Here is a 21616-nt window from a genome sequence, read left to right as displayed (position 1 = left end):
AACGATCAAGCGTTGACCGCGTCTTTCAAGCTGTTGCCGGGTTTGAAGGAAGGGGTTTTTGCAGCAGCAATCGTAATGGCCGCGCCGGTTTGTGGGTTGCGACCCTGGCGTTCTGCTCTTTCTTTAACTTCAAAAGAGCCAAAGCCGACTAACGCAATCGAGTCACCGGCTTTCAAGACGGATTCGATGGTTTTAGTTAAACCTTCCAGCGCCCGACCTCCGTCGGCTTTGGTCAGGTTGGCGTGGCTGGCAATGGCATCGATGAGTTCGGATTTGTTCATATCATGTTCCTGTGGGCGGTAATTAAAGGGGATGTTGAGATTTAAAGGGTTGATGATAATTGAAAACCGTAGAAATTAAGAAATTTTTCTGTCTCATTCGTCTTCATTGAATTTACTGATGTTACGCAGTCCTTAACAATTGCAACTCCGCATAGGCCTGTTGAGTTACCTTAGTAAACAGCTTCGCCCGTAGCGCAAAATGGCTGGTCTTATGCTTGATCTTCAAGCATTACAACTTGAACAAGGTATAAATGGACATGAACACATGGTTGTTTTGCATGCTGACCGATCGAGTCGGGGACTTGGCCAGCGCTGCATTGAATTTCAACGACTTGTGAAACGCTTCGACTTTCCACTGTTTTTCTCAGTCGTCGCGTCCTGTATGCCGTCGCAAGAGAGATCGCTGCAAATCAGGTTCAACGTGCCCGTGCTGCCGTCCTGGTTCGTAAAGAACCACCGACTCAAAAGTATTTTTTTGTCGAAGCCTTTTAGCCAGCCACGCACGACTTGCCTGTCCGATAACGCCAGTTCGCTGACCTTGATAAAACGGTCTTCTTGTTTGTTTTCCAGAGTCAACGCCACCAGCCGGTTGTCCTTCAGCTGCCGTGAAGTGCCGGCTTGCACCCAGCACTGCCTCTAAATTCTCTGCGGCCGCAAACCAGATGCCGAACACCACATCACGGGATTTGAGCCGGTTGTTCACGCATGCCTTGAGAAGGTCCCGTAGCAATTCGTTTTTAGTGGCCTCGCTACTCCGCTTGATCTGATGCGTCTTCACGTCGCAAAATTGTAACGGCTTGCGGATCACCCCGAAAGTCAGAGGGATCGAGGCCTCGCCGGTGTGGTAAAGGGCGTTCAGTAAGTTGATGCCCTTGACCGTCCGCCCTTTGCATTGATCATAATGCCAGTAAACGACCTCGTTCTCGTCTGTCCAGACTTTCTACTGGACCGTGTCGTCAAAAATTAGATAAGCGTTTTCCTTTTCGATTTGTCGCACCGTACGATTGACCTCCCGCCATAAATCCTTGGAGATGTATTCGCGCTCCGACAAGAGGCGTGTAACTTGATCATGATTAATGTCTTTCTTCAACATCGTCGACAATCCGGTTGCTGTCGCAGAGTCGGCAGTGCTGATCAAATAGTCTGTTTATAAAGCTAAGTGCCTTATTTTCATGCCAGAAATGACACGGCCTTTGCATATCGCTGTGTAAAAGAGGTTTATAAAAGCAAAAAATATTGAGAATCATTATCATTAGACTTATTATATATGTAGATTAATTTTTATAGTAAAGCTATGAACGAACGAATGAGTAGCGCGTGTGAGAAGAAACCGGGAAACGGCATTTTACGAAAGGCAGTTGTTATTGCGTTAACGACAACCCTGGCGGTCGGTGATTTGGCGGCAAAGGAAACTCAAAATGAGGCCGAGGCCGCAGATGTGGGACAATCGAATACCGACGTTAAACAAGACTTCGATATTAAAGACGAGGCAGTCTTGCCGACCGTGTCGGTAGTCGGGCAGAAAGAAATAAGCGCTGTCGATCCGGTAGAGGGTTATGTAGTAAATAAATCGCTGTCCGGCTCAAAGACCGACACACCATTGATTGAGGTGCCGCAATCGATCAGCGTCATCAATAAAGACGAATTTGCCGCGCGCGCCGCGCAGAGCATCACCCAAGCCGTCGCGTACACGCCGGGGGTGGTCAGCGGCATGTTCGGTCCCAGCACGCGCGACGACTATTTCAATTTGCGCGGATTCGAAGGTACCCAATATCTCGACGGCACTCGCTTGATGAGTTCAAGCAGCACTTACGCCCAGTTGCGGGTCGAGCCTTACGGTATGGAGCGGATCGAAGTATTGCGCGGTCCTTCGTCTGTACTTTATGGCCAAAATCCCCCTGGCGGTTTGGTTAACATGATGAGTAAACGGCCGACAGAAATGCCGTTTCACGAAGTCCAGTTCCTCGGCGGCAGTTACGACAGGGTGCAGGGCAGTATCGATTTAAGCGGCCCGGTCGCCGGGCGCGACGATTTTCTCTATCGACTGGTGGCCTTGGGGCGTGGCAGCGATACCCAGGTCGATTTCGTGGAGGACAATCGCTATTATGTCGCGCCGAGTTTTACCTGGAAGCCGAGCGATGCGACCACGTTAACCTTCCTGAGTCATTATCAGAAAGATGAAACGGGTAACTCAATGCAGTTTTTACCCTACGAAGGAACGGTATTGGGCAATCCCAACGGCCAAATTCCCACGAACCGATTTCTTGGCGAGCCCGATTTTGACGGTTACGATCGGGAACAATATGCGGTCGGCTACGCCTTTGAGCATCGTTTCAACCAAACTTTCTCAGCTCGGCAGAACTTGCGTTATGCTAATGTCGAGAGTGACTATCGAGGCGTCTTTCCGGATTTCTTCTATGGCTTCAATTATGACACTGGGCGCTTAATTCCAGGCGGAAGCTTTGTCGATGGTCACATGCGCAGTATCAACCGTTACGGTGCTCACTACAAGGACAATGCGGATACCTTTACGCTGGATAATCAGGCGCAGGCCGATTTTGTTACCGGCTCGATTGAGCATACCGCTCTCGTCGGAGTGGATTACCGTCATTTCAACGCCGAGAGATTAAGTGGTTTTACTGATTTTGAATTGCCGGAGCTGGTTCTGGATATCTATAACCCGGTCTACGGCAAACGGTTTGCCCGGCCGGTTCTGGATTCCGGGATAAATCAGGAACAGGACCAGATCGGTGTCTATGTGCAAGATCAGCTCAAGTGGAATCGCTGGATAGCCACGATCGGCATCCGCCACGATTGGGTGTCGGCTTCGACTCGCAGCGATGGCAGCGCGGAAATTCCGCAAGAAGACGAAGCGTTCACTTACCGTACTGGCTTGAGCTATCTGTTCGATAGCGGCGTGGTTCCTTATTACAGTTACTCTGAATCGTTCGATCCGACCGTTGGCACTACTTTTGCCGGAATACCCTTTAAACCAACGACGGGTCAGCAACATGAGTTCGGAGTCAAGTACCAGCCGCAAGGTTACAATGCGTTGCTGACCGCCGCGTTCTTTCATTTGACTCAGCAGAACGTCCTCACTGCCGATCCGGATCCAACCCATGTTGGCTATAGCATTCAGACCGGCGAAGTTCGTTCGCAAGGTGTTGAATTGGAGGGCAAAGCCACTCTGGATATTGGCTTAGACATGACCGCATCCTATACCTATACCGATACGAAAGTCACTCAGTCCAACATTACTTCCGAACTCGGGAATAATCTGACCTACACACCTGAACACCAGGCGGCGCTTTGGCTGGATTATACCCACCAGCAAGGGGATTTCAAGGGCTTGGGACTCGGTGGCGGGTTGCGTTATGCCGCCGGAAATTACGGCGACTTGAGCAATAGTCAGAAAACACCCGGCTATGTGCTGGTCGATGCCGCAGTACACTACGATTTGGGTAAAGTTCATCACTCTATGGAAGGCATGCGCTTAGGCGTAAACATGAGCAACCTGCTGGACCATGAATATTTCACGACTTGCTACGGTGGCAGCTGCTTTTACGGCGACCGCCGTTCGGTACTCGCCAGCTTGCGTTATAACTGGTAAACGGGGCGGGTAGTGCGAAAAATCTGGGCGCGGCTGCACCGTTATTTGGGGTTGGCGGCCGCTCTGTTTTTGCTGCAAGCTGGGCTGACCGGCTGCATCATTGCCTATCAGCAGGAATTGGATGCCTGGCTGAATCCCGAATTATTCTCCAGTCCCGCGCAGGGAGCGATGCTGGACACGCCCGCTTTGCTGGCTCGACTGCAACGCGAGCAGCCGCAATACCGGGTAGTCTCGCTGCCGTTAACGCGCGAGCCGGGTAAAACGCTGCGAGTCACGGTAAGACCGGCCGACCCGAATCAGGAGCCTGTGGCTGACGAATTGTTCGTCGATCCCATCAGCGGCAAGGTTTTGGGCGGTAGGCTATGGGGCGCTTGTTGTTTCGAAAGACAGCATCTGATTCCCTTTATCTATGCGTTCCATTACAGCCTGCAATTACCGGGCGAGGTTGGGCTATGGGTGATGGGCTTGGCGGCGATCGTTTGGTTATTCGAATCGCTGATCGGTTTTTACCTGACATTGCCTAAGTTCTTTTCGAGGCGGGGGCAAGTGATCGAGTCCTCGCCAAACTCGGACTCTCAACGCAAAACCTGGCTGCACCGTTGGGCGCCCGTATGGCGCATCAAACCGTCGGCAAGCCGCACCCGCTTCAACTTCGATCTGCACCGGGCGGGTGGCTTGTGGCTGTTTGGCTTCATGCTGATGTTTGCTGTCAGCGCGATTTCGCTGAACTTGCGTGATGCGGTATTCGAGCCCGCCGTTTCGTTGTTCTCGAATTTTACCCCTTCACCGTTCGACGCCCGAGAGCAGCGTGCCGAACGACCTCCGACAGAGTCAAAGGTTGACTTTCAACAGGTGCTGCAGACTGCCAAGACCGATGCGGTCGGGCATGGCTGGCGCCAGCCTCCTACGACGATTTTCTACAATGCCCAATACGGCATTTTTGGCGTCGGTTTTGGCGAGACGGAGGGTTTGGGTCTTACTTATCTCTATTACGATGGCGAGACCGGTGCCTACCTCGGTGACTATGCTCCCGGAACCGGCACGGTGGCCGACGTGTTCGAGGCTTGGCAATGGCCGTTACATAGCGGTCGCATCATCGGGCTGCCGGGCCGGATCTTGGTATCAATGATCGGGATAGGGGTGATAGTGATGGTTGTCACCGGTACGCGGATTTGGCTGCATAAGCAAAAGCCGGCGCGGGCCTGGCATTAAACCCATTATAAATGGGCTATGGGTTTGTCGGTGAACAAATAGTCTTTCAATTCGTGCTCGAATTTTGCATCTTGCCGCCGAATCCATTCCAACAACATTGCTGCGTGCTCCTTTTCCTCGTCACGATTATGAGCCAGGATGGCTTTAAGTTCCGGATTGGCTCTTTATGGATTTTCGGGTCTTTTGATAAGATGCCTCGATGGAACCTGCAATCATAACAATTAAACACTTAGTCAGCGAAGCTCAATGCTACGCGGCTATCCGCCAACTGCGCTGGCAAGAAGGCATCACTTGTCCCCATTGCGGCGACGGACAAACGATCCGGCGCGGCTTTGCTGGGCCGCAACGCCACGGCTAACGCTATCAGTGCAAGGCATGCAACAAGCGCTTTGACGACCTGACCGGCACCGTGCTGGCAGGTCACCACCAGCCGTTGTCCGTTTGGGTGTTGTGCCTGTACTTCATGGGTTTGAACCTGTCCAACGCCCAGATTGCCCAAGAATTGGATCTGAACAAGGATGATTTACAATTCATGACCGAGCACCTGCGCACCGGGATCGATAAAAAAAGCCCCGATAACCTTGTCGGGTAAGGTCGAATGCGACGAAGTTTACCTCGTCGCCGGACATAAAGGACAATACGACAAGGTTGCCGAAGCGGGGCGCAAACCGCGCCGGCGCCGGCTGAAAGGCGCCCGGGGGCGCGGCACGCTCGCCACGGAGAAGCCACCCGTATTAGGCATCCTCCAACGCAGCGGCGAGGTCGCTATCCGGTTGCTCGACAATGTCCGGCAAGCCACGATCAAACCCTTGATCTTACATAGCGTGGCACCAGGAACGTTGATATACACCGATGAATACAACATTTATGGTCGCCTAGAAACCTGGGGCTTCCAACACAAGACGGTTAACCATTCGGCCGGGGAGTATGCTCGCGACGAGGATGGCGATGGCTTTTGCGAGGTCCATTCGAACACCATCGAGGGCTTCTGGTCGCTACTGCGCTCCTGGCTGCGTCCGCATCGCGGTATTTCTCAAGCCAAATTGCCGCTCTATTTGAGCTTTTTTGAGTTTGTCCATAACGCCAAAAAACGCGGCAAGAAACTTCTGGTTTCGTTACTCTCTGTTTTGGTTAAAAAGCCCCCGAAATCCATATAGAGCCTTAGAAGCTGTCTGGCAAAACATTAAACGCATTTTGCAAGCGTTATTTTAAGCATGGCGATGCGAATCATGTTTTCGGAAGTGGCAGTGAGAATTTCGACATCTTTGGAGAGGGAGAGGCGGCGAAAATGACCAAGCCATGAAAAAGTGCGTTCAACAACCCAGCGTTTCGGCAGTACCGCCCAGCCATCTTTTATTTTCTTGGAGATGTGCAAAGGCTTATCTAATGTTTCCGTACAGTATGTTACCGCGGTGCCGCCATAGCCCGCATCGGCCGAAAACGCTTTCAAAGAGGGCCATTTATCGACGGTTCTCTCCAATACCTCGCAGGCGCTTTTCGTGTCACTGAGATTAGCAGCATGGACCATGACAAACAATAAGTTGCCCAAGATGTCCACGACAATATGACGCTTGTGCCCTTTGACCTTTTTGCCGCCATCAATACCGCGCTCTTCACTGGCGTAGAGGGTTTTTACGCTTTGCGCATCAAGGATGCCATAGCTCGGCTTGGCGGCACGACCTACCTGTTCACGGCGATAGGCGACCAATCGATCCAAACATGCCTCCCAAATGCCGCGCTTGTTCCATTTGCTGAAATGATCATAAACTGTTTGCCACGGCGGAAAATCGTTAGGCATCATTCGCCACTCCACTCCGCCTTTGACAACATACAGAATCGCGTTGATTACCGTTCTGATGGCGTGTTTGCGCCAGCATCCTCGACCACTTCGAGGCCGAAAATCTGGTTCAATTAATGCCCATTCCGCATCCGTGAGGTCGCTTTTGTATCTCATTGGCAAGATGACAATAAAAACCTTGATTTTACAGAATTTTGTTTTGCCAGACAGCCTCTTAATATTTTACTCTTCCAACCTGAAATCTTGAGTTTTCGATTCATCGTCAATCCAATGCGATTGGAAAGTCATTAAGTCGGTCATCTTTAAAATCAACGGGATCACTGAACAAGTTGAGAGGCGCGAGTGGATTCATTTCGCCTGCAATGTGGGCCGATGTCCAGTAAACGTCCTTCGTCCATTTTTATGACCCGGTCGGCGACATCGAAATAGTGCTCGTCATGGGTGACGGCAAGCACGGTTTTTCCCTGTGACTTCAATAACGGCAATAGTTCAGTGTAAAAGCGCCTGCGGTAGCGTGGATCTTGGTCGGCGGCCCATTCGTCCAGCACCAATACCGGCCTGTCTTCCAGAATCGCGATTAAGAGCGCTAGGCGCTTACGTTGGCCTTGCGACAGACGGCTATCCTGCAGTTGGCCGTCTACGACCTTGACCTTGGGCGTCAGCTCGAGAAGTTCCAGCCAATAAGCGATTTTTTTCGGGGCAGCCTTACTGCCGTCCGGCCCGAGCAGGCGGTGAAACAAATGGAAGTCGGAAAACACCGTGGAGAACAGCCGGCGATAGGCCGGACGGTCCGATTCGGCCAAGGCCGAGCCGTTTAACAAGATGGCTCCGGCGTGCGGCCGATACAATCCGGTCAATAGGCGGGTAAAGGTGGTCTTACCGCTGCCGTTGCCGCCGATCAGGAACACGATTTCGCCGGCCCGTAGCGTAAAGTCCATAGGGCCTACCGAGAAACGGTTGCCGCGTTCTGTTTCCGGATAGCGGTAGCGGATTTCTTGTAATGTCAAGGTTTGCCAGTTTGGCTGCAAGGGATGAGGCGGGGCGGAAAAGTCGGGCCGGTATTCGGGCAGTTGCAGGCTGTTGAGTTTATCCAGCGCGACGCTGCCGCCAATCAGGCTGGGAATCGCGGCAATCAGCCCGGTCAGCGATGTGCGCAGAAACAGGATCGTTAATGAGTAGGTCGTTGCCACCGTGTGGTCGGCCCATCCGGCGCCGTGCGCCAGGAAAAATACCAGGCCGATCGAACCCAGGATCATCACATTGGCCCAATTTTCGTTAAAGCCATTGAAGATATCCGCGGCGGTCTCGCGGTCGCGGCTGGCAGCGGCATGGTGATCGAATTCCTGTCGGTAGAAATGTTCCGCGCGTTGGCGGTTCAGCGCCAATTCCTTGCGGCCCAGCAAAGCGGCCTGGTAGTCCTCGTAGAGCAAATCCTCGATAGCGCGGGCGTCATCGATCCGGGCGTGGGTTTGCCGCATCAGCAGCCAGCCGATAATCACGGTCAGCAGCATCCAGGCGGCGGTGGCGGCGAACAGCGGCTGCGACAGCCAGGCGAGATAGGCAAAACCGCCCAGGTTCAGGACCAGCCCGTAAACCGCCGACGGCAGGCTGATGAATGCGGATGTCAGGTGGCTGGTGTCGCTGTTCAGACTGGCCAGCAGGCGCGGTGGGCCGAGCTGTTCCAACCGCTCCAGGTCGGTATCGAGGATACGTTTCACCAGCGTGCGGCGAAATTGGTAAACCAGGCAGTGGCCGAGTGTTGTCATGCAAATCTGCGAGGCTGTGCCGATCAAAAACACGGCCGCCAGCAAGCCGCCAAACAGTAGCAGGGTAGGGTTCAATTCGTGCTGCGGATGCAGCATGCGCTCATTGGTGAAGGCAATTATCCCTACCGATAATCCGGCACTGGCGATACTCAAAGCAAGCACCGCTAACAGCGCCCAGCGGAATCGGTTGAACAGCAAGCGGAGTAAGGTCATGGAGGCGGTCAGTGTACGATGGTTAGCGTTGGGCGCTTATGTACTGCTTGTTCAGGATCTTGCTGCATTTTCTTTGCAGCCTCTGCCGTTAAGGCAGAGAGTTCGGTGAACTGTTCGGTATCGAAGCGCAACGATAGATTTTGTAAGTGTAAATGCACGATACCGCATTCGCGGCACGTCAATACTGTGCCGGCGCGGTTGTTGGCGAGGTACTCATGGGTGCAGGGTTTCTTAGACATGGTCGAGTTCTCCGGGGTACTGGGAAGGGTAAACTGATTCTGATGCTGGAACGGCGAGTTTTAAGTGATTTTCGTTCTCAGTGCCTTTGTGATTAGTAAGAGAGAGCAGTAGCTTCCAGACGATCTGCTTCGAGCTCAGATCCAGGCAGCGGAAGTCGGCGACGTGTATATGCCCACTCGCTAACAAGGAGGCTAAAAAGTTCGGCACGATTTCTAATTTCACGGTTGCCGGCGTGCTAAAGAAAGAGGAAAAAAATTTCATGGCGAGATCCGGTTAGTTGTTTAGTTAAATGATAATCATTCTCAATTATAATTTGCAACAAATTTATTATTTTTCTGTGGATAGATGGCTTGCTGTTAGAGCATTTTCGTTTTTGGTATATGGCCTTCGTAAGGAAAAACACGAAGGAAAACGCGTCATTCTCGTTTCGGGTACACGGTCCTTTAAGGAGAACACATCATTCCTGCATTCTCTGCATTCTCTGCATTCACGCCCTTCATGGCGTTCATGCACAAAGTGCGGCTCCGCAGATGGGGAGATGGATTGCGTCGGGCACACGCGATCGAGGGCAACGCAGGAACCGGTCGCCGAATCGACCTGCCCGGGATGGCAAGCTTTTAATGCCTCTCGGTAACGCACTAGAGTTCAAAGCTTGCTTTGAACGGCGTATTTAGGCGTGGCCCCAAGCCAGCTTCCTCCTTCTGCCGGTCATCTGGCTATGTATAACGGCGAGCACACAATGCGTTTGCCTTGAATAACGCGCGCCGGACGAATAAATCTGCGCCTGCTCAAGTCCGTACGTTCGAAATGAAAATGCTTCCGGAAAAAGAGAGACGAGATCGTCCGACGAATCGACTTTTCGCGGTTATGGCGCGCTTGGGCAAAGAAAAGACGGTTTTTATTGAACAGACTTTTGGAGTTTGCCTGAACATCTATAAATAAAAAAAAGAAATGGTTGACAAAAATCAGGATCATCATCAAAATAAGAATCGTTCTCATTTAGAATTGCGTTCTTTAACGCTTTTTGGGCCAGGCGCTCTCTGAATAGGACTATCTATGAGTCATCAATCTGAATAAGGTAATTCAATGAATAAGAAAACTTCAAAACACCCTGGTTTTACTTTGGTTAAATCCTTGGCAGCCGTTATTGCGGTGCTGTCGCTGGCGCAAACGGATTTGGCCGTCGCTGGCAAAGTGGCAAAAGGTGAGCAAGAGTTCGAGTGGGGCAACATGTCCAAATTGAAAAAGGGCTCGAGAATTTTTACCAATCCGACTCCAATCGTTATCAATGATGAATGCGCCGATCCGGACAAACCGGAATGTGCGGCGTTACTGGATAAATACAGCGCCGAGAATGCGCCCGAAGTACAGGTGACTCCTGCGACGCCTTATGCCTCGATCATCGAAGTCCCGGAATCGGCTTTTCCGAAAGGCGCTAAAATCACCGATATTAATGTCGTCATTAAAGACATTCATCACGATTATTTGAATGACGTGGATATGATGCTGGTGGCTCCCGATGGCCGCTGGGTGATGCTGGCCTCCAACGTCAGTGCGGCTGGTGCAACGCCGGAAGGTGGCGTATTGGGTGTCAAGGCAGAAGGATTGAACTGGAAGTTCGATGATTCCGCCACGCTGCCGCTGCCGCGTTCGGTAAGGGACGACGGCCGTCTAAGCGGCAGGGACACCAACCCGTTGTACAACGTGATTTACGACGAATGGGTTGGTGTCTGGACCGATACGGCGCTGCGAACGTTCAAGCCGACCGATTACGACAACAGTCCGGATAGCGATCATTTCCCGGATAACATCGTCGGCAGCACGACAGCATTCAATACTTCGAGAAATTCGGTGGGGTTGACTACGAGTACCGTATTGGGAACCGTAGTTGCCGAAGATACGACTACTTACAAGAAACTGTTGAATGGGCCGAGATTGAGCAATCTGAACGGCATGTCGCCTACCGGCCAATGGCGCTTGATCATCGTCGACGATTTCTATTGGTTCGGCGGCGAAGTTAAAGGAGGCTGGAGTCTGGAAATTACTGCCCAGAAATAAGCATTTACAACCCGTGTTGCGTGGCAAGCCCGGGTTTGTCACCCTCTCTCGCCCGTTCAATCGGATGCTGTTGTCAAATCTTTTGCCCTCATGAAATCAGCTGAATCGCTTGGCAAATATGTTAACTCGATCAAAAGTCGGCCGTTCTTCTGGCTGCTGGTCGGCGTGGTCGTCATCTTATCGGGTTTATGGCTGAAATCGAGTTCTACGCGCGAGGGTGTGCTTGAGTTGGCGGGTCTGGTTCAGCCGGTCGAGGTTTATCGGGACCGTTTCGATGTGCCGCACGTGTACGCGCAAACCGCCGACGATGCCTATTTCACTTTGGGTTTTCTTCATGCCCGGGAGAGATTATGGCAAATGGAGTTGAGCCGTCGCGCCGGAACCGGCCGGTTGGCAGAACTTTTTGGTGCCGATGCCTTGGAACAGGACCGTTTCATGCGCACCTTGGGATTGCGCCGCGCCGCTGAAGCCAACTGGGAGCAGCTTGATTCCGCCACGCAAGCCAGCCTGCAGGCCTACGCCAAGGGGGTCAACGCCGGAATCGCGCAAAGCCGCTGGTTGCCGGTCGAATTTTACCTGACCGGCGCGCCGCAGCCGGAACCCTGGCAGCCGGTGGATTCTTTGGTCTGGTTGAAAACCATGGCCTGGCGCCTGTCCGGCAACTGGTGGGAGGAATTGCTCAATCTGCGTCTGCAAAACCGTTTATCGACAGAGCAATTAGCCGATCTGTTTCCGCCTTATCCGGGCGATGCGCCGCAAACATTGCCTGATGTTTCGAAATGGTACACACCGGTCGCTACGCAGGCAGACCGTTTGTTGGTACAGCATCGGGACGAAGCCGACAAAAGCGTCGGCTCCAATAACTGGGTGGTAGACGGCAGCCGTAGCGTCAGCGGTAAACCGCTGCTGGCCAACGATCCGCATCTGCCGTTGACCGCGCCGTCGACCTGGTACTTTGCGCATTTGCACGCGCCAGGTTTGAACGTGATCGGCGCCGGTTTGCCCGGCGTGCCCGGCATTTTATTAGGCCGTAACGATCAGGTCGCCTGGGCCTTTACCAACACCAATCCCGACAGCCAGGATGTATTCGTCGAGCGTCTGGTATTTGGAAATCCTGCGCATTATCAGACACCGGACGGCGAGGCGGCGTTTACCGAATTTAAAGAAACCCTGCGCGTTAAGGGCGCGCCGGATGAAAGCTTGATTGTTCGAGTCAGCCGGCACGGACCGCTCATTTCCACGGCCGACGCCGACGCCCGGCAGGCGACGCCTTCGGGCACGGCGCTGGCACTGAGCTGGGTTGGCTTGCGTGCCGACGATATGACCGTCCGTTTTATGCTGAATGCCGGCCGCGCACAAAACGCGGAGCAGCTGAAAGCGGCGGCGCGCGATTTCCATTCTCCGCAACAGAACATCGTTTATGCCGACGTCCAAGGCCGTATCGGTTTTATCGCCGCCGGCAGGGTGCCGGTGCGTGCCCAAGGCAATGAGCTTCACGGCGCTTTGCCGGCACCGGGTTGGTTGCCTCAATACGATTGGCAGGGGACGATTCCCTTCGAACAACTGCCGCAACAAAGCGTCGGCGGCGACGGCAAAATCATCACCGCCAATCAAAAAATCACCCCTAAGGATTACCCTTATTTCATTACCTCGAGCTGGGCTTTGCCGTATCGGGCCGAACGCATTTCGGACTTGCTCGATCGCCGCGCGCGTCACGATGTCCAGTCATTTGCGGCCTTGCAGAACGATGTGTTTAACCCGGTCGCCGCCGAATTGCTGCCGTTACTGTTGAACACAGATGTTGAGGATGGATTGAGCCTGCAGGTATTGCGCAACTTGCGCGAATGGGACTACCGGATGGCAGCGGATGCACCGCAACCGCTGATTTTTGCCGCTTGGCTGCGCCATTTGAGCGACATTCTGTTGCAAGACAAATTGGGCGACTTTTACGCGCTGGTCGGCGATTACAACCCGGCATTTCTAGTTCGCGTGCTCAATAACCGCGACGGCAGCGCCGTGCGCTGGTGCCGGAGCGGCGCGTCTGCGCCGACGCCTTGTGCCGCTGAAGCCCGCCAGGCTTTTCAGGACGCTATTACCGAGGTGCGCCGGCATTATGGCGACGATCCGGCGCAATGGCATTGGGGCAGGGCGCATGTCAGCGTGTTTGCCAACCAGCCGCTCGGAAGATTGCCCGGTTTGGGATGGTTTTTCAATGTCGAAACCGAAAGTGCCGGCGGCATGGATGCCGTCAACGTCAGCGGCTACCGTTACGACGAACAGACGGGCCGTTACCGCGGGGAGTCCGGGCCGGCATTTCGAGCGATTTACGATTTGGCCGAGCCGGACAAATCGGTATTCATCCTGGGCACTGGCCAGTCAGGCCGGCCTTGGTCGCCCCACTACCGCGACATGACTTCGGCTTGGGCGGAAGGGGGGTATCTGCCGTTGACTACCCGGCGCGACAACATCGAGCGCAACGCGGTGGCGGGTCAACATTTGTTACCCGAATGAGCGCTCCATCATTTTAAATTTAACCACAGGAAACAGCCATGAACGATAGTCTTGACCTGGCCGGTATCGGCATCGGGCCTTTTAATCTCAGTCTGGCGGCGTTGCTGTCGAAGGTGCAGCACTTCCGGGCGCGTTTCTTCGAGCGCCGGGGCGGCTTCAATTGGCATCCGGGCATGATGCTGCCCGGCACGCAAATGCAAACCTCGTATTTAAAGGATCTGGTTACCCCGGTCGATCCCTGCAATCCCTACAGTTTCTTGTCATACTTGGTCGACAAAGGCCGTTTTTATCGTTTCGTCAATGCCGATTATCCCAGAGTGCGGCGAGTCGAATTTGCCGATTACCTGCGCTGGGTGGCCGAGCAACTGCCCAGCCTGCAATTCTCCAGCGGTGTGGACGAAGTGGCATTCGTTGATGGCGGTTTTCGTTTGAACGGCGAGGGATTGCGCGACGTGCGCGCGAGGCATCTGGTCGTTGCGACCGGCATGAGGCCGCACATTCCGGCCTGGGTCGAACGTTATTTTGGCGATCATTGCCTGCATAGCCACGGCTATGTCGGTTCGGATTTCTCTGTCACCGGCAAGCGGGTTGCGATCGTCGGCGGCGGCCAGAGCGGCGCGGAAATCTTTTTGGATTTGATGGCCGGCAATCGAGGCAAGGCCGACGAAATCATTTGGGTCAGCCGCCGCCCGAATCTGGATCCGCTGGACGAAACGTCGTTTATCAACGAATATTTCACGCCCGACTACGTGCGGCATTTTCACGCCTTGCCCGAGCAACGCAAGCCGCCGATCGTCGCTTCGCACAAACTGACCGGAGACGGCGTATCTCCAGCCACGCTGCAGGTGCTTTCGCAATATCTGTACGACACCGATTTTCTGAACCGCGATATTACGCCGTACACGATCATGCCGTATCGGGACGTCCATTTGATGGGGCGCGACAAGGTCGGATTCCATCTGCACATGCGCAATGGTTTCAACAATGCCGATGAAACCATCAGTGTCGACCGGATTGTACTTGCTACCGGTTACCGCTATCAATTACCGGCCTGTCTTGCGCCGCTGATCGAACGTCTGGATCTGGATCAGGACGGATTCCCGAGACTAACGGCGGACTACCAGGTACCGTGGGACGGCCCGGACGGGCATCGCATTTACATGCAAAATGCCGGCCGCAACAGTCACGGCGTCGCCGATGCACAGCTTAGTCTGGCGGCTTGGCGTGCGGCGGTCATCATCAACAGTTTGCTGGAAGAAGCCGTCTACGACGTTGATCCTTTCCCGTCTCCGGTGCGTTGGGCCGGCGGACGAACCGAGACAGCGGACAAAGCAGTAAAGGCAATGGAGGCGGCAAAGATTTATCGAGTGGGATAAGGAATATTTGACATTTAAATGATAATCATTATCATTAGTATATAGTTTCGTTTTAGGATATTTGAAATTCTCATGAAAATAATCGATCCAGCTCAGCGCTTGGTTAATGGTAGGCATTTGGCATTGCACTCCGATGAAACGGAGTTATTGTTGAGCATAGATCAACAGCCAGTTGCCAAACTGCAAATGGCTTCGGATCTCGGCAGTTTGATGGAACTGCAACTCAGCGAGATTAACGCCTCCGATAACTCTGCGATTGTCCCCGTCATGGTCTTGGGCTTACAGGATTTATTCGACAACCGGCCACACTTGCTGGAAATCGAACTGTCTCTGGCAAAGTATCCCGGTTTGATCGACGCTCTGGTCAAAGACGGTTTCGCCGTCTTATCCGATGAAATTCAAAACGCCGTTGTTAGCCGCCGTGGCATGATGCGGCAAATCGCCGATCTGTATTTGCCGAAAGCGCGCAATCATCCGTTCCCGCTGCAATACGCCATCACTGACGGCAAACGCCACCCGATGCGGCCGACAGTCGCCTCCGGTGAGGTGTACAGCCGCCATTTGCCGGTACAGGGTCTGACGCTGTCATTTCGTACCGTCGATCCGGACATCGATCTGGACATCTTCCATGCCTGGCACAACAATCCCAGGGTATCGGCGTTCTGGGAATTAGCCGGCAGCAAGGACATGCACCACGACTACTTGCAGAAAGTGACCGCAGATGCCCACATGCATCCGGTATTCGGCTGTTTCGACGGCGAGCCGTTCGGTTACTTTGAAATCTACTGGGCCAAGGAAGACCGCATCGCGCCGTATTACGACGTCGACGATTACGACCGCGGCGTGCACATGCTGGTTGGTGAGGAGCGCTGGCGCGGCCCGCACCGGGTCGCGGCCTGGTTGCCGTCGCTGGCCCATTTCATGTTTCTCGACGATCCGCGCACCCGCAACGTGGTGGCCGAACCGCGTGCCGACAACGCCAAGATGATCGCTTACATGCAACAGGCCGGCTTTTGCAAACCCAAGGAATTTGATTTTCCGCACAAGCGCGCCGCATTGATGATGCTGTCGCGGGAAGCTTTTTTCGACCAATTTTGCGTATAGGATAGTTATGAGTATCGATAGCGAAGACACCATTTTTCAAGTCGTGGTCAACGGCGAAGAGCAATATTCGATCTGGCCGGATTACAAAGCCGTGCCAAACGGCTGGCGCACGGTCGGCAAGTCCGGCGTGAAAAAAGAATGCCTGGAATACATCGAACAGGTGTGGACCGACATGCGTCCCTTAAGCCTCCGCCGATTCATGGAAGAGCAAGCGCAAGGATAACGGCATGCGTCTAATGTGTTTTCCCTACGCCGGTGCCAGCGCGATGGTTTACTCGCGCTGGCGCCGACAAGTGCCGGACTGGCTGGAAATACAACCGGTGGAACTGCCTGGTCGCGGAATTCGCCTGTCAGAGCTGTTGGCGCGGGACTGGAACAGTCTGATCGAAACGCTGATTGCCGAGATAGCCGGTTTTACGGATCAGCCTTATGCGCTGTTCGGCCATAGTTTCGGGGCGCTGGTCGCGTTCGAAACGGCGCACACCTTACGCGAGCGCGGCTTTCCCATGCCCCGCGCGCTGATCGTTTCGGGGACGCATGCACCCAGCCGCCGCGACAATCGCCGTTTCGAAAATCTGGAAACCGATGAAGAGTTGCGGGCGGAAATGCGGCGTTTGAACGGCACCGATTCCGCCGTATTGGCCAGCGAGGAACTGATGGCGCTGACGCTACCGATATTGCGCGCCGATTTCGGCTTATGCGCCCGCTATCGAAGGCCGCAACGTCCGCTGTTAACCGTGCCGGTACATGTGCTGGCCGGCAAACAAGACGAGACCACGCCGGAAACCTTGGGCGCATGGCAGCTGGAAACCAATGCCGATTTCACGTTGGATATTTTCGACGGAGACCACTTTTTCATTCAAACCCAAGAAACGCGGGTTTTGGTCACCTTAATCCGTTACTTGAACAGCGCCCGGGCCACGCATTCGGGTGTTTGCCTTGCCGAGACTTTCTAATGGCATCATCTCATTTCTCCACGTAGTTGTTTCTCTCAGGGCAAACACCCGAATGCTCGACGGTTTTGATTCAATTTTCTGACTTAACACTCTCCATGAACGCCAAAGCTCCGAACTTGATAACGGAAAATCTGATTGCCGCCAGCGGCTTACCCTTGCTGGTCAGGCCTGCGGTTCAAGGCGTCGCATTGCTGGACGTGGCGGACGATTTACGGCGGCTGGCCGAGCGCGAATTACTGCGTTGCGGCGGCCTGCTGTTTCGCGGATTTAGCGTATCCGGTCCGGCCGAGTTCAAAGCCTTCGCCGCCGGTTTCGGCCATCCTTTGTTGAGTTACGAGTTCGGTTCCACCCCGCGCACCAAGGTGGAAGAGGGCGTGTATACCTCGACCGAATATCCGCCGCACCAATCCATTCCTCTGCATAACGAACAGGCCTATACCCGCGCATGGCCGATGAAAATCTGGTTTTACAGCGCGCTGGTCGCCGAACAGGGCGGCGAAACGCCGATCGCCGATAGCCGCGAAATCTATCGCCGCATCGATCCCGCCATCCGCCGACGCTTCGAACAACAAGGCCTGATGTACGTGCGCAATTTCGGCAACGGCCTGGATGTACCGTGGACGCAAGTGTTCAACAGCGAAGAACCGGCCGTGGTCGAGGGCTACTGCCGCGAACACGGCATCGCCTGCGAATGGAAGGACGACGGCGAACTGCGCACCCGGCAGGTCTGCCAAGCCACCGCGCAACATCCCGTTACCGGCGATTGGGTCTGGTTCAATCAGGCGCATTTGTTTCATGTCTCTAACCTGGAGCCGGACGTGCGCGAAGCCTTGCTCGAAATACTGGAGCCGGAAGATTTGCCTCGCAACGTGTATTACGGCGACGGCAGCGCCATCGAAGACAGTATTTTAGCTGAAATTCGCGGCGTGCTCGACGAACTGACCATCGGCTTTCCCTGGCAAACCGGCGACGTAATGATGCTGGACAACATGCTGGCCGCCCACGCCCGCGCGCCGTTCAGCGGTCCGCGCAAAGTCGTGGTGGCGATGGCCGAACCTTATTCGCAAACCCTTTCCGCGTAACGATCACGATGACATTCAATCCCGCTCACTCCCAAAATTTCGTCGATTTGTTAGTCCGGCGCGCCGAACGACATCCCGAGCGCATCGCTTTGCATTGCATCGCCGACGGCGACGGTGCGGTTCTAAGTTACGGTTTCGCCGATCTTGACCGCCGCGCCCGCGCGGTCGCCGCGCATTTGCAAACGGTTTGCGCGCCCGGCGACAGGGCATTGATCTTGTTGCACAGCGGCATCGATTACGTCGCCGCTTTCTTCGGTTGCCTCTATGCCGGCGTGATCGCGGTGCCGGCTTATCCGCCCGAATCGCAAGCGCCGCAACACTTAAAGCGGGTCGCGTCGATCTTACACGATGCTCAACCCAAACTGGTGTTAAGCCATACTGCACTGCTGGACAGCGTGAACGCGGCGTTGGCAACTCGATGTGTCAGCCAGCGTCCGGCTGCGATTGCCGTCGATCAAATCGACAATGCCGAGGCCGCCGCCTGGCGCATGCCCGTCATCGCCCGCGATGCTTTGGCGTTCTTGCAATACACGTCGGGCTCTACCGCTAGTCCCAAAGGCGTCATGGTAGGCCACGACAACCTGCTGGCCAACCAGCGCGCGATCAAGCACGGTTTCGGGATACACGAAGACGACGTGTTCGTCAGCTGGCTGCCGCTTTACCACGACATGGGTTTGGTCGGCAGCCTGATGCAACCTTTATATAGCGGCATTCCGCTGGCTTTGATGTCGCCGCGCCATTTCCTGGAGCGGCCGCTGCGCTGGCTGGAAGCGGTTTCGCGTTTCGGCGGCACCATCAGCGGCGGACCGGACTTTGCTTACCGTCTGTGCAACGAACGTATCGGCGAAGCGCAGTTGGTAGGCTTGCGTCTGGACAGTTGGCGCCTGGCGTTTTGCGGAGCCGAACCGATACGCCACGAAACCCTGGCCTCCTTCGCGGAAAAATTTTCAATCGCGGGTTTGCCGGCGAGCGCGCCGTACCCGTGCTACGGCCTGGCGGAAGCGTCCTTGCTGGTCAGCGGCGGCTTACCCGGTGAGGGTGCGCATGCCGTGGTTTACGCCGCCGACGCGCTGGCCGAACATCGCGCCGAATTGGCCGAAAGCGGCAGCGTCATCGTCGATTGCGGGCGAGTGCAGCCGGAACACCAACTGGCGATTGTCGACCTCGCCAGCGGGCTCGAGTGCGACGAATGCCGTATCGGCGAAATCCGGTTCAGCGGCCCCAGCGTTACCCACGGTTATTGGCAAAATCCTGCGGCGACGCTGGAAGCCTTTGTTCACGAGGACGGCAAAACCTGGTTGCGCACCGGCGATTTGGGCTTTGTTCGCGACGGCCGCCTGTTCGTGGCCGGACGCGTCAAGGACATGATTCTGATTCGCGGCCAAAACCTGTATCCGCAAGATATTGAGCAAGCCTTGGAAGAACAGATCAAACTGTTGCGCAAGGGCCGGATCGCCGCATTCTCGGTCAATGTCGACGGCCGCGAGGGCATCGGTATTGCCGCCGAAATCGGCCGTGGCACGCAAAAACGGGTGCCGGCGGAAAATCTGTTCGATGCCATCAACGACACGCTGGCGCAGTGCTGCCAACAACCGGCGACACTGATCTTGCTGCTCAATCCTGGTGCTCTGCCTAAAACCAGCAGCGGTAAATTGCAACGCCGTGCCTGTTATCAAGCCTGGCGCGAAGGTGCTCTGGATGTGTATGCGTCGCAATGGGACGGGCAGCGCCAACCGGAACAAGCGGCTGCCGAGGAATTGACCGATTTCGAGCGCAGTGTTGCGATGATTTGGCGCGAGGTACTGAACGTCGCCACGGTCTCGGCGCAGCAAAGCTTTTTTGCCTTGGGCGGCCAATCGATCGCCGTCATCCAAGCCGTTGCCGCCTTGAGCGAACAACTCGGCGTAACGGTTGAGCCCGCACTCTTTTTCGAGAAACCGAAACTGCGAGAATTCGCCGCCGTAGTCGAAGCCCAGGTTAACGAGAGCGCAACTGCAACCGTAGCGCCGATAGCCAAAGGTGAACAGAGCGAAGGGCTGTTGTTGACTTACGGCCAGGAAAGTTTGTGGTTCCTGATGCAACTGGACCCATCGAGCACGGCCTACCACATTGCCGGCGGGGCGCGCATCGTCGGCGAACTGGACTGCGAGGTGTTGACGCAAGCCTTTGGCGTGCTGGCGCTGCGCCACGATGCATTGAGAACCGTGTTTTATGCGGTCGACGGCCAGCCCCGCCAGCGGATTCTGCCGGCCTTCGACGTGGACTTGGCGTATCACGATGTCCGCGAGTTGCCATGCGGCGAGGCCCAGGCCCAAGCCGCACAACTGGCCGAACAATCAGCCCGGATCCCGTTCGATCTGGAACGCGGTCCGCTGTGGCGGATGCTGCTGGTCCGCTTGCCGGCGCAAGAGGGCCAAGCCTGCCACGAATTGAATCTGACCCTGCATCATCTGATCGCCGATGGCTGGTCGCTGAACCGCTTGTTGGCCGAATTCGCCGAATGCTACGGCGCGATTCAAGCCGGCCGCGAACCGCGCTTGCCGCTGTTGCCGATTCGTCATGCCGACTTCGCGTCCTGGCAACGCCACTGGCTGGAAGCCGGCGAAGCCGAACGCCAGCTGGCCTACTGGACCGGGTGGTTGGGCGGCGAACAACCCGTTATCGAACTGCCCTACGACCGCGCCCGCCCGGCCGAACCCAGCCAGCGCGGCGGCCGCGTCAACTTCGTGTTGCCCGAAGCCGTCAGCCAAGCGCTTCCGGCCGTGGCGCGGCAACACGGCGTCACCCCGTTCATGCTGCTGCTGGCCGCCTTCAACGTGCTGCTGTACCGCTACAGCGGCCAGAACGACCTGCGCATCGGCCTGCCCGTGGCCAATCGCAACCGCCCGGAAACGCAACACCTGATCGGCTACTTCGTCAACACCGTGGTCTTGCGCAGCCAGATTAACGCGCAAAGCGGTTTCGACACCCTGCTGCAACACACCAAGCAGACATTGCTGCAAGCCCAGGCTCATCCCGACCTGCCGTTCGAACATCTGGTCGACGCCCTGCAACCCGAACGCCGCCTAGGGCAAAACCCCTTGTTCCAGATCCTGATCAATCACCAGCAAACCGACATCGGCCTGTTGGCGCAGCACGAGGACTGGCAAATCGAAGCCCTGGACCGCGACAACGGCGCCGCCCAATTCGACTTGAGCCTGGATACCTGGCAAGACAGCCGAGGCCGCATCGGCGGCTTCTTCACCTATGCCCGCGATCTGTTCGACGGCGCCACCATTGAACGCCTGGCCGGGCATTACCAAAACCTGCTCGCCCAACTCCTGGCCCAACCGCAGGCAGCCATCGCCGCCCACGGTCTGCTCGGTGCCGAAGAAGCTCGGCAACTGCAAGCCTGGAACACTTGGCCAAA

At 55.3% G+C, this 21616-nt stretch carries 18 protein-coding genes and 2 pseudogenes; 13 read left to right on the top strand and 7 right to left on the bottom strand.

Annotation, left to right across the window (positions count from 1 at the left end; all coding sequences use genetic code 11):
- Window positions 1-5 precede the first annotated feature (5 nt).
- Complete coding sequence (locus A3OW_RS0111105) at window positions 6-281, bottom strand: HU family DNA-binding protein (protein WP_020563513.1); 276 nt, start codon at window positions 279-281, stop codon at window positions 6-8.
- A gap of 121 nt (window positions 282-402) precedes the next feature.
- Window positions 403-1419, bottom strand: a pseudogene (locus A3OW_RS29230) (IS701 family transposase).
- Between the two features lie 156 nt (window positions 1420-1575).
- On the opposite strand from A3OW_RS29230, the gene A3OW_RS0111090 reads away from it, so the two are divergent.
- Together A3OW_RS0111090 and A3OW_RS0111085 are read left to right on the top strand one after the other, a co-directional pair.
- Window positions 1576-3891 (top strand): TonB-dependent siderophore receptor, encoded by a 2316-nt coding sequence (locus A3OW_RS0111090; protein ID WP_083918196.1) that lies wholly within the window; start codon window positions 1576-1578, stop codon window positions 3889-3891.
- A 12-nt stretch (window positions 3892-3903) separates the two neighbouring features.
- Entirely contained in the window at window positions 3904-5103 is a 1200-nt protein-coding gene (locus A3OW_RS0111085) for a PepSY-associated TM helix domain-containing protein (RefSeq protein WP_020563511.1), read from the top strand.
- A gap of 5 nt (window positions 5104-5108) precedes the next feature.
- Here the strand turns inward: A3OW_RS0111085 and A3OW_RS29095 are convergent.
- Window positions 5109-5249: pseudogene (locus A3OW_RS29095) on the bottom strand (ferritin family protein); the annotation flags it as partial.
- A 53-nt stretch (window positions 5250-5302) separates the two neighbouring features.
- On the opposite strand from A3OW_RS29095, the gene A3OW_RS29090 reads away from it, so the two are divergent.
- Genes A3OW_RS29090 through A3OW_RS28285 form a run of 3 tightly spaced genes read left to right on the top strand, consistent with a single transcriptional unit; the run spans window position 5303 to window position 6260 of the window.
- On the top strand, window positions 5303-5461 hold the full coding sequence (locus A3OW_RS29090) for a transposase (RefSeq protein ID WP_408605652.1): 159 nt from the start codon (window positions 5303-5305) through the stop codon (window positions 5459-5461).
- A gap of 51 nt (window positions 5462-5512) precedes the next feature.
- On the top strand, window positions 5513-5695 hold the full coding sequence (locus A3OW_RS28585) for a hypothetical protein (protein WP_232422366.1): 183 nt from the start codon (window positions 5513-5515) through the stop codon (window positions 5693-5695).
- A complete protein-coding gene (locus A3OW_RS28285; protein WP_020563507.1) occupies window positions 5685-6260 on the top strand; it encodes an IS1595 family transposase in 576 nt (191 codons plus the stop codon). Before A3OW_RS28585 ends, A3OW_RS28285 begins: the two co-directional genes overlap by 11 nt.
- A gap of 26 nt (window positions 6261-6286) precedes the next feature.
- Here A3OW_RS28285 and A3OW_RS0111060 read toward each other — a convergent pair whose 3' ends face one another.
- The 4 genes from A3OW_RS0111060 to A3OW_RS0111045 form a co-directional block, all read right to left on the bottom strand.
- On the bottom strand, window positions 6287-7057 hold the full coding sequence (locus A3OW_RS0111060; protein ID WP_026223505.1) for an IS5 family transposase: 771 nt from the start codon (window positions 7055-7057) through the stop codon (window positions 6287-6289).
- Between the two features lie 161 nt (window positions 7058-7218).
- Entirely contained in the window at window positions 7219-8880 is a 1662-nt protein-coding gene (locus tag A3OW_RS0111055; RefSeq protein WP_020563505.1) for a multidrug ABC transporter permease/ATP-binding protein, read from the bottom strand.
- 8 nt (window positions 8881-8888) lie between these two features.
- Window positions 8889-9119, bottom strand: coding sequence for a DUF6686 family protein (locus A3OW_RS0111050; protein ID WP_020563504.1), 231 nt, complete (start codon window positions 9117-9119; stop codon window positions 8889-8891).
- Window positions 9112-9381, bottom strand: coding sequence for a hypothetical protein (locus A3OW_RS0111045; RefSeq protein ID WP_020563503.1), 270 nt, complete (start codon window positions 9379-9381; stop codon window positions 9112-9114). Before A3OW_RS0111045 ends, A3OW_RS0111050 begins: the two co-directional genes overlap by 8 nt.
- Before the next feature lie 825 nt (window positions 9382-10206).
- On the opposite strand from A3OW_RS0111045, the gene A3OW_RS0111035 reads away from it, so the two are divergent.
- From A3OW_RS0111035 to A3OW_RS24750, 8 genes are all read left to right on the top strand, one after another.
- Window positions 10207-11178 (top strand): hypothetical protein, encoded by a 972-nt coding sequence (locus A3OW_RS0111035; RefSeq protein ID WP_020563501.1) that lies wholly within the window; start codon window positions 10207-10209, stop codon window positions 11176-11178.
- A 90-nt stretch (window positions 11179-11268) separates the two neighbouring features.
- Window positions 11269-13689: a penicillin acylase family protein gene (locus A3OW_RS0111030; protein ID WP_020563500.1), complete on the top strand. Its 2421-nt coding sequence runs from the start codon at window positions 11269-11271 to the stop codon at window positions 13687-13689.
- 38 nt (window positions 13690-13727) lie between these two features.
- Window positions 13728-15065, top strand: coding sequence for a lysine N(6)-hydroxylase/L-ornithine N(5)-oxygenase family protein (locus A3OW_RS0111025; RefSeq protein WP_020563499.1), 1338 nt, complete (start codon window positions 13728-13730; stop codon window positions 15063-15065).
- 150 nt (window positions 15066-15215) lie between these two features.
- Window positions 15216-16169, top strand: a complete 954-nt coding sequence (locus tag A3OW_RS0111020; RefSeq protein ID WP_051091812.1) for a GNAT family N-acetyltransferase — start codon at window positions 15216-15218, stop codon at window positions 16167-16169.
- A 7-nt stretch (window positions 16170-16176) separates the two neighbouring features.
- Window positions 16177-16392 carry an MbtH family protein gene (locus A3OW_RS0111015; RefSeq protein ID WP_020563497.1) on the top strand — a complete coding sequence of 72 codons (216 nt, stop codon included), beginning with the start codon at window positions 16177-16179 and terminating at the stop codon, window positions 16390-16392.
- Between the two features lie 4 nt (window positions 16393-16396).
- Window positions 16397-17125 (top strand): thioesterase II family protein, encoded by a 729-nt coding sequence (locus tag A3OW_RS0111010; RefSeq protein ID WP_051091811.1) that lies wholly within the window; start codon window positions 16397-16399, stop codon window positions 17123-17125.
- 95 nt (window positions 17126-17220) lie between these two features.
- Entirely contained in the window at window positions 17221-18207 is a 987-nt protein-coding gene (locus A3OW_RS0111005) for a TauD/TfdA family dioxygenase (protein ID WP_020563495.1), read from the top strand.
- 8 nt (window positions 18208-18215) lie between these two features.
- A partial coding sequence (locus tag A3OW_RS24750) for a condensation domain-containing protein (RefSeq protein ID WP_033411696.1) occupies window positions 18216-21616 on the top strand: 3401 nt, incomplete at its 3' end.

Origin of the sequence: Methylosarcina fibrata AML-C10, assembly GCF_000372865.1 — a bacterium.
Taxonomy (GTDB): Bacteria; Pseudomonadota; Gammaproteobacteria; order Methylococcales; family Methylomonadaceae; genus Methylosarcina; species Methylosarcina fibrata.
This window is presented reverse-complemented; position numbering and strand designations above follow the sequence as displayed.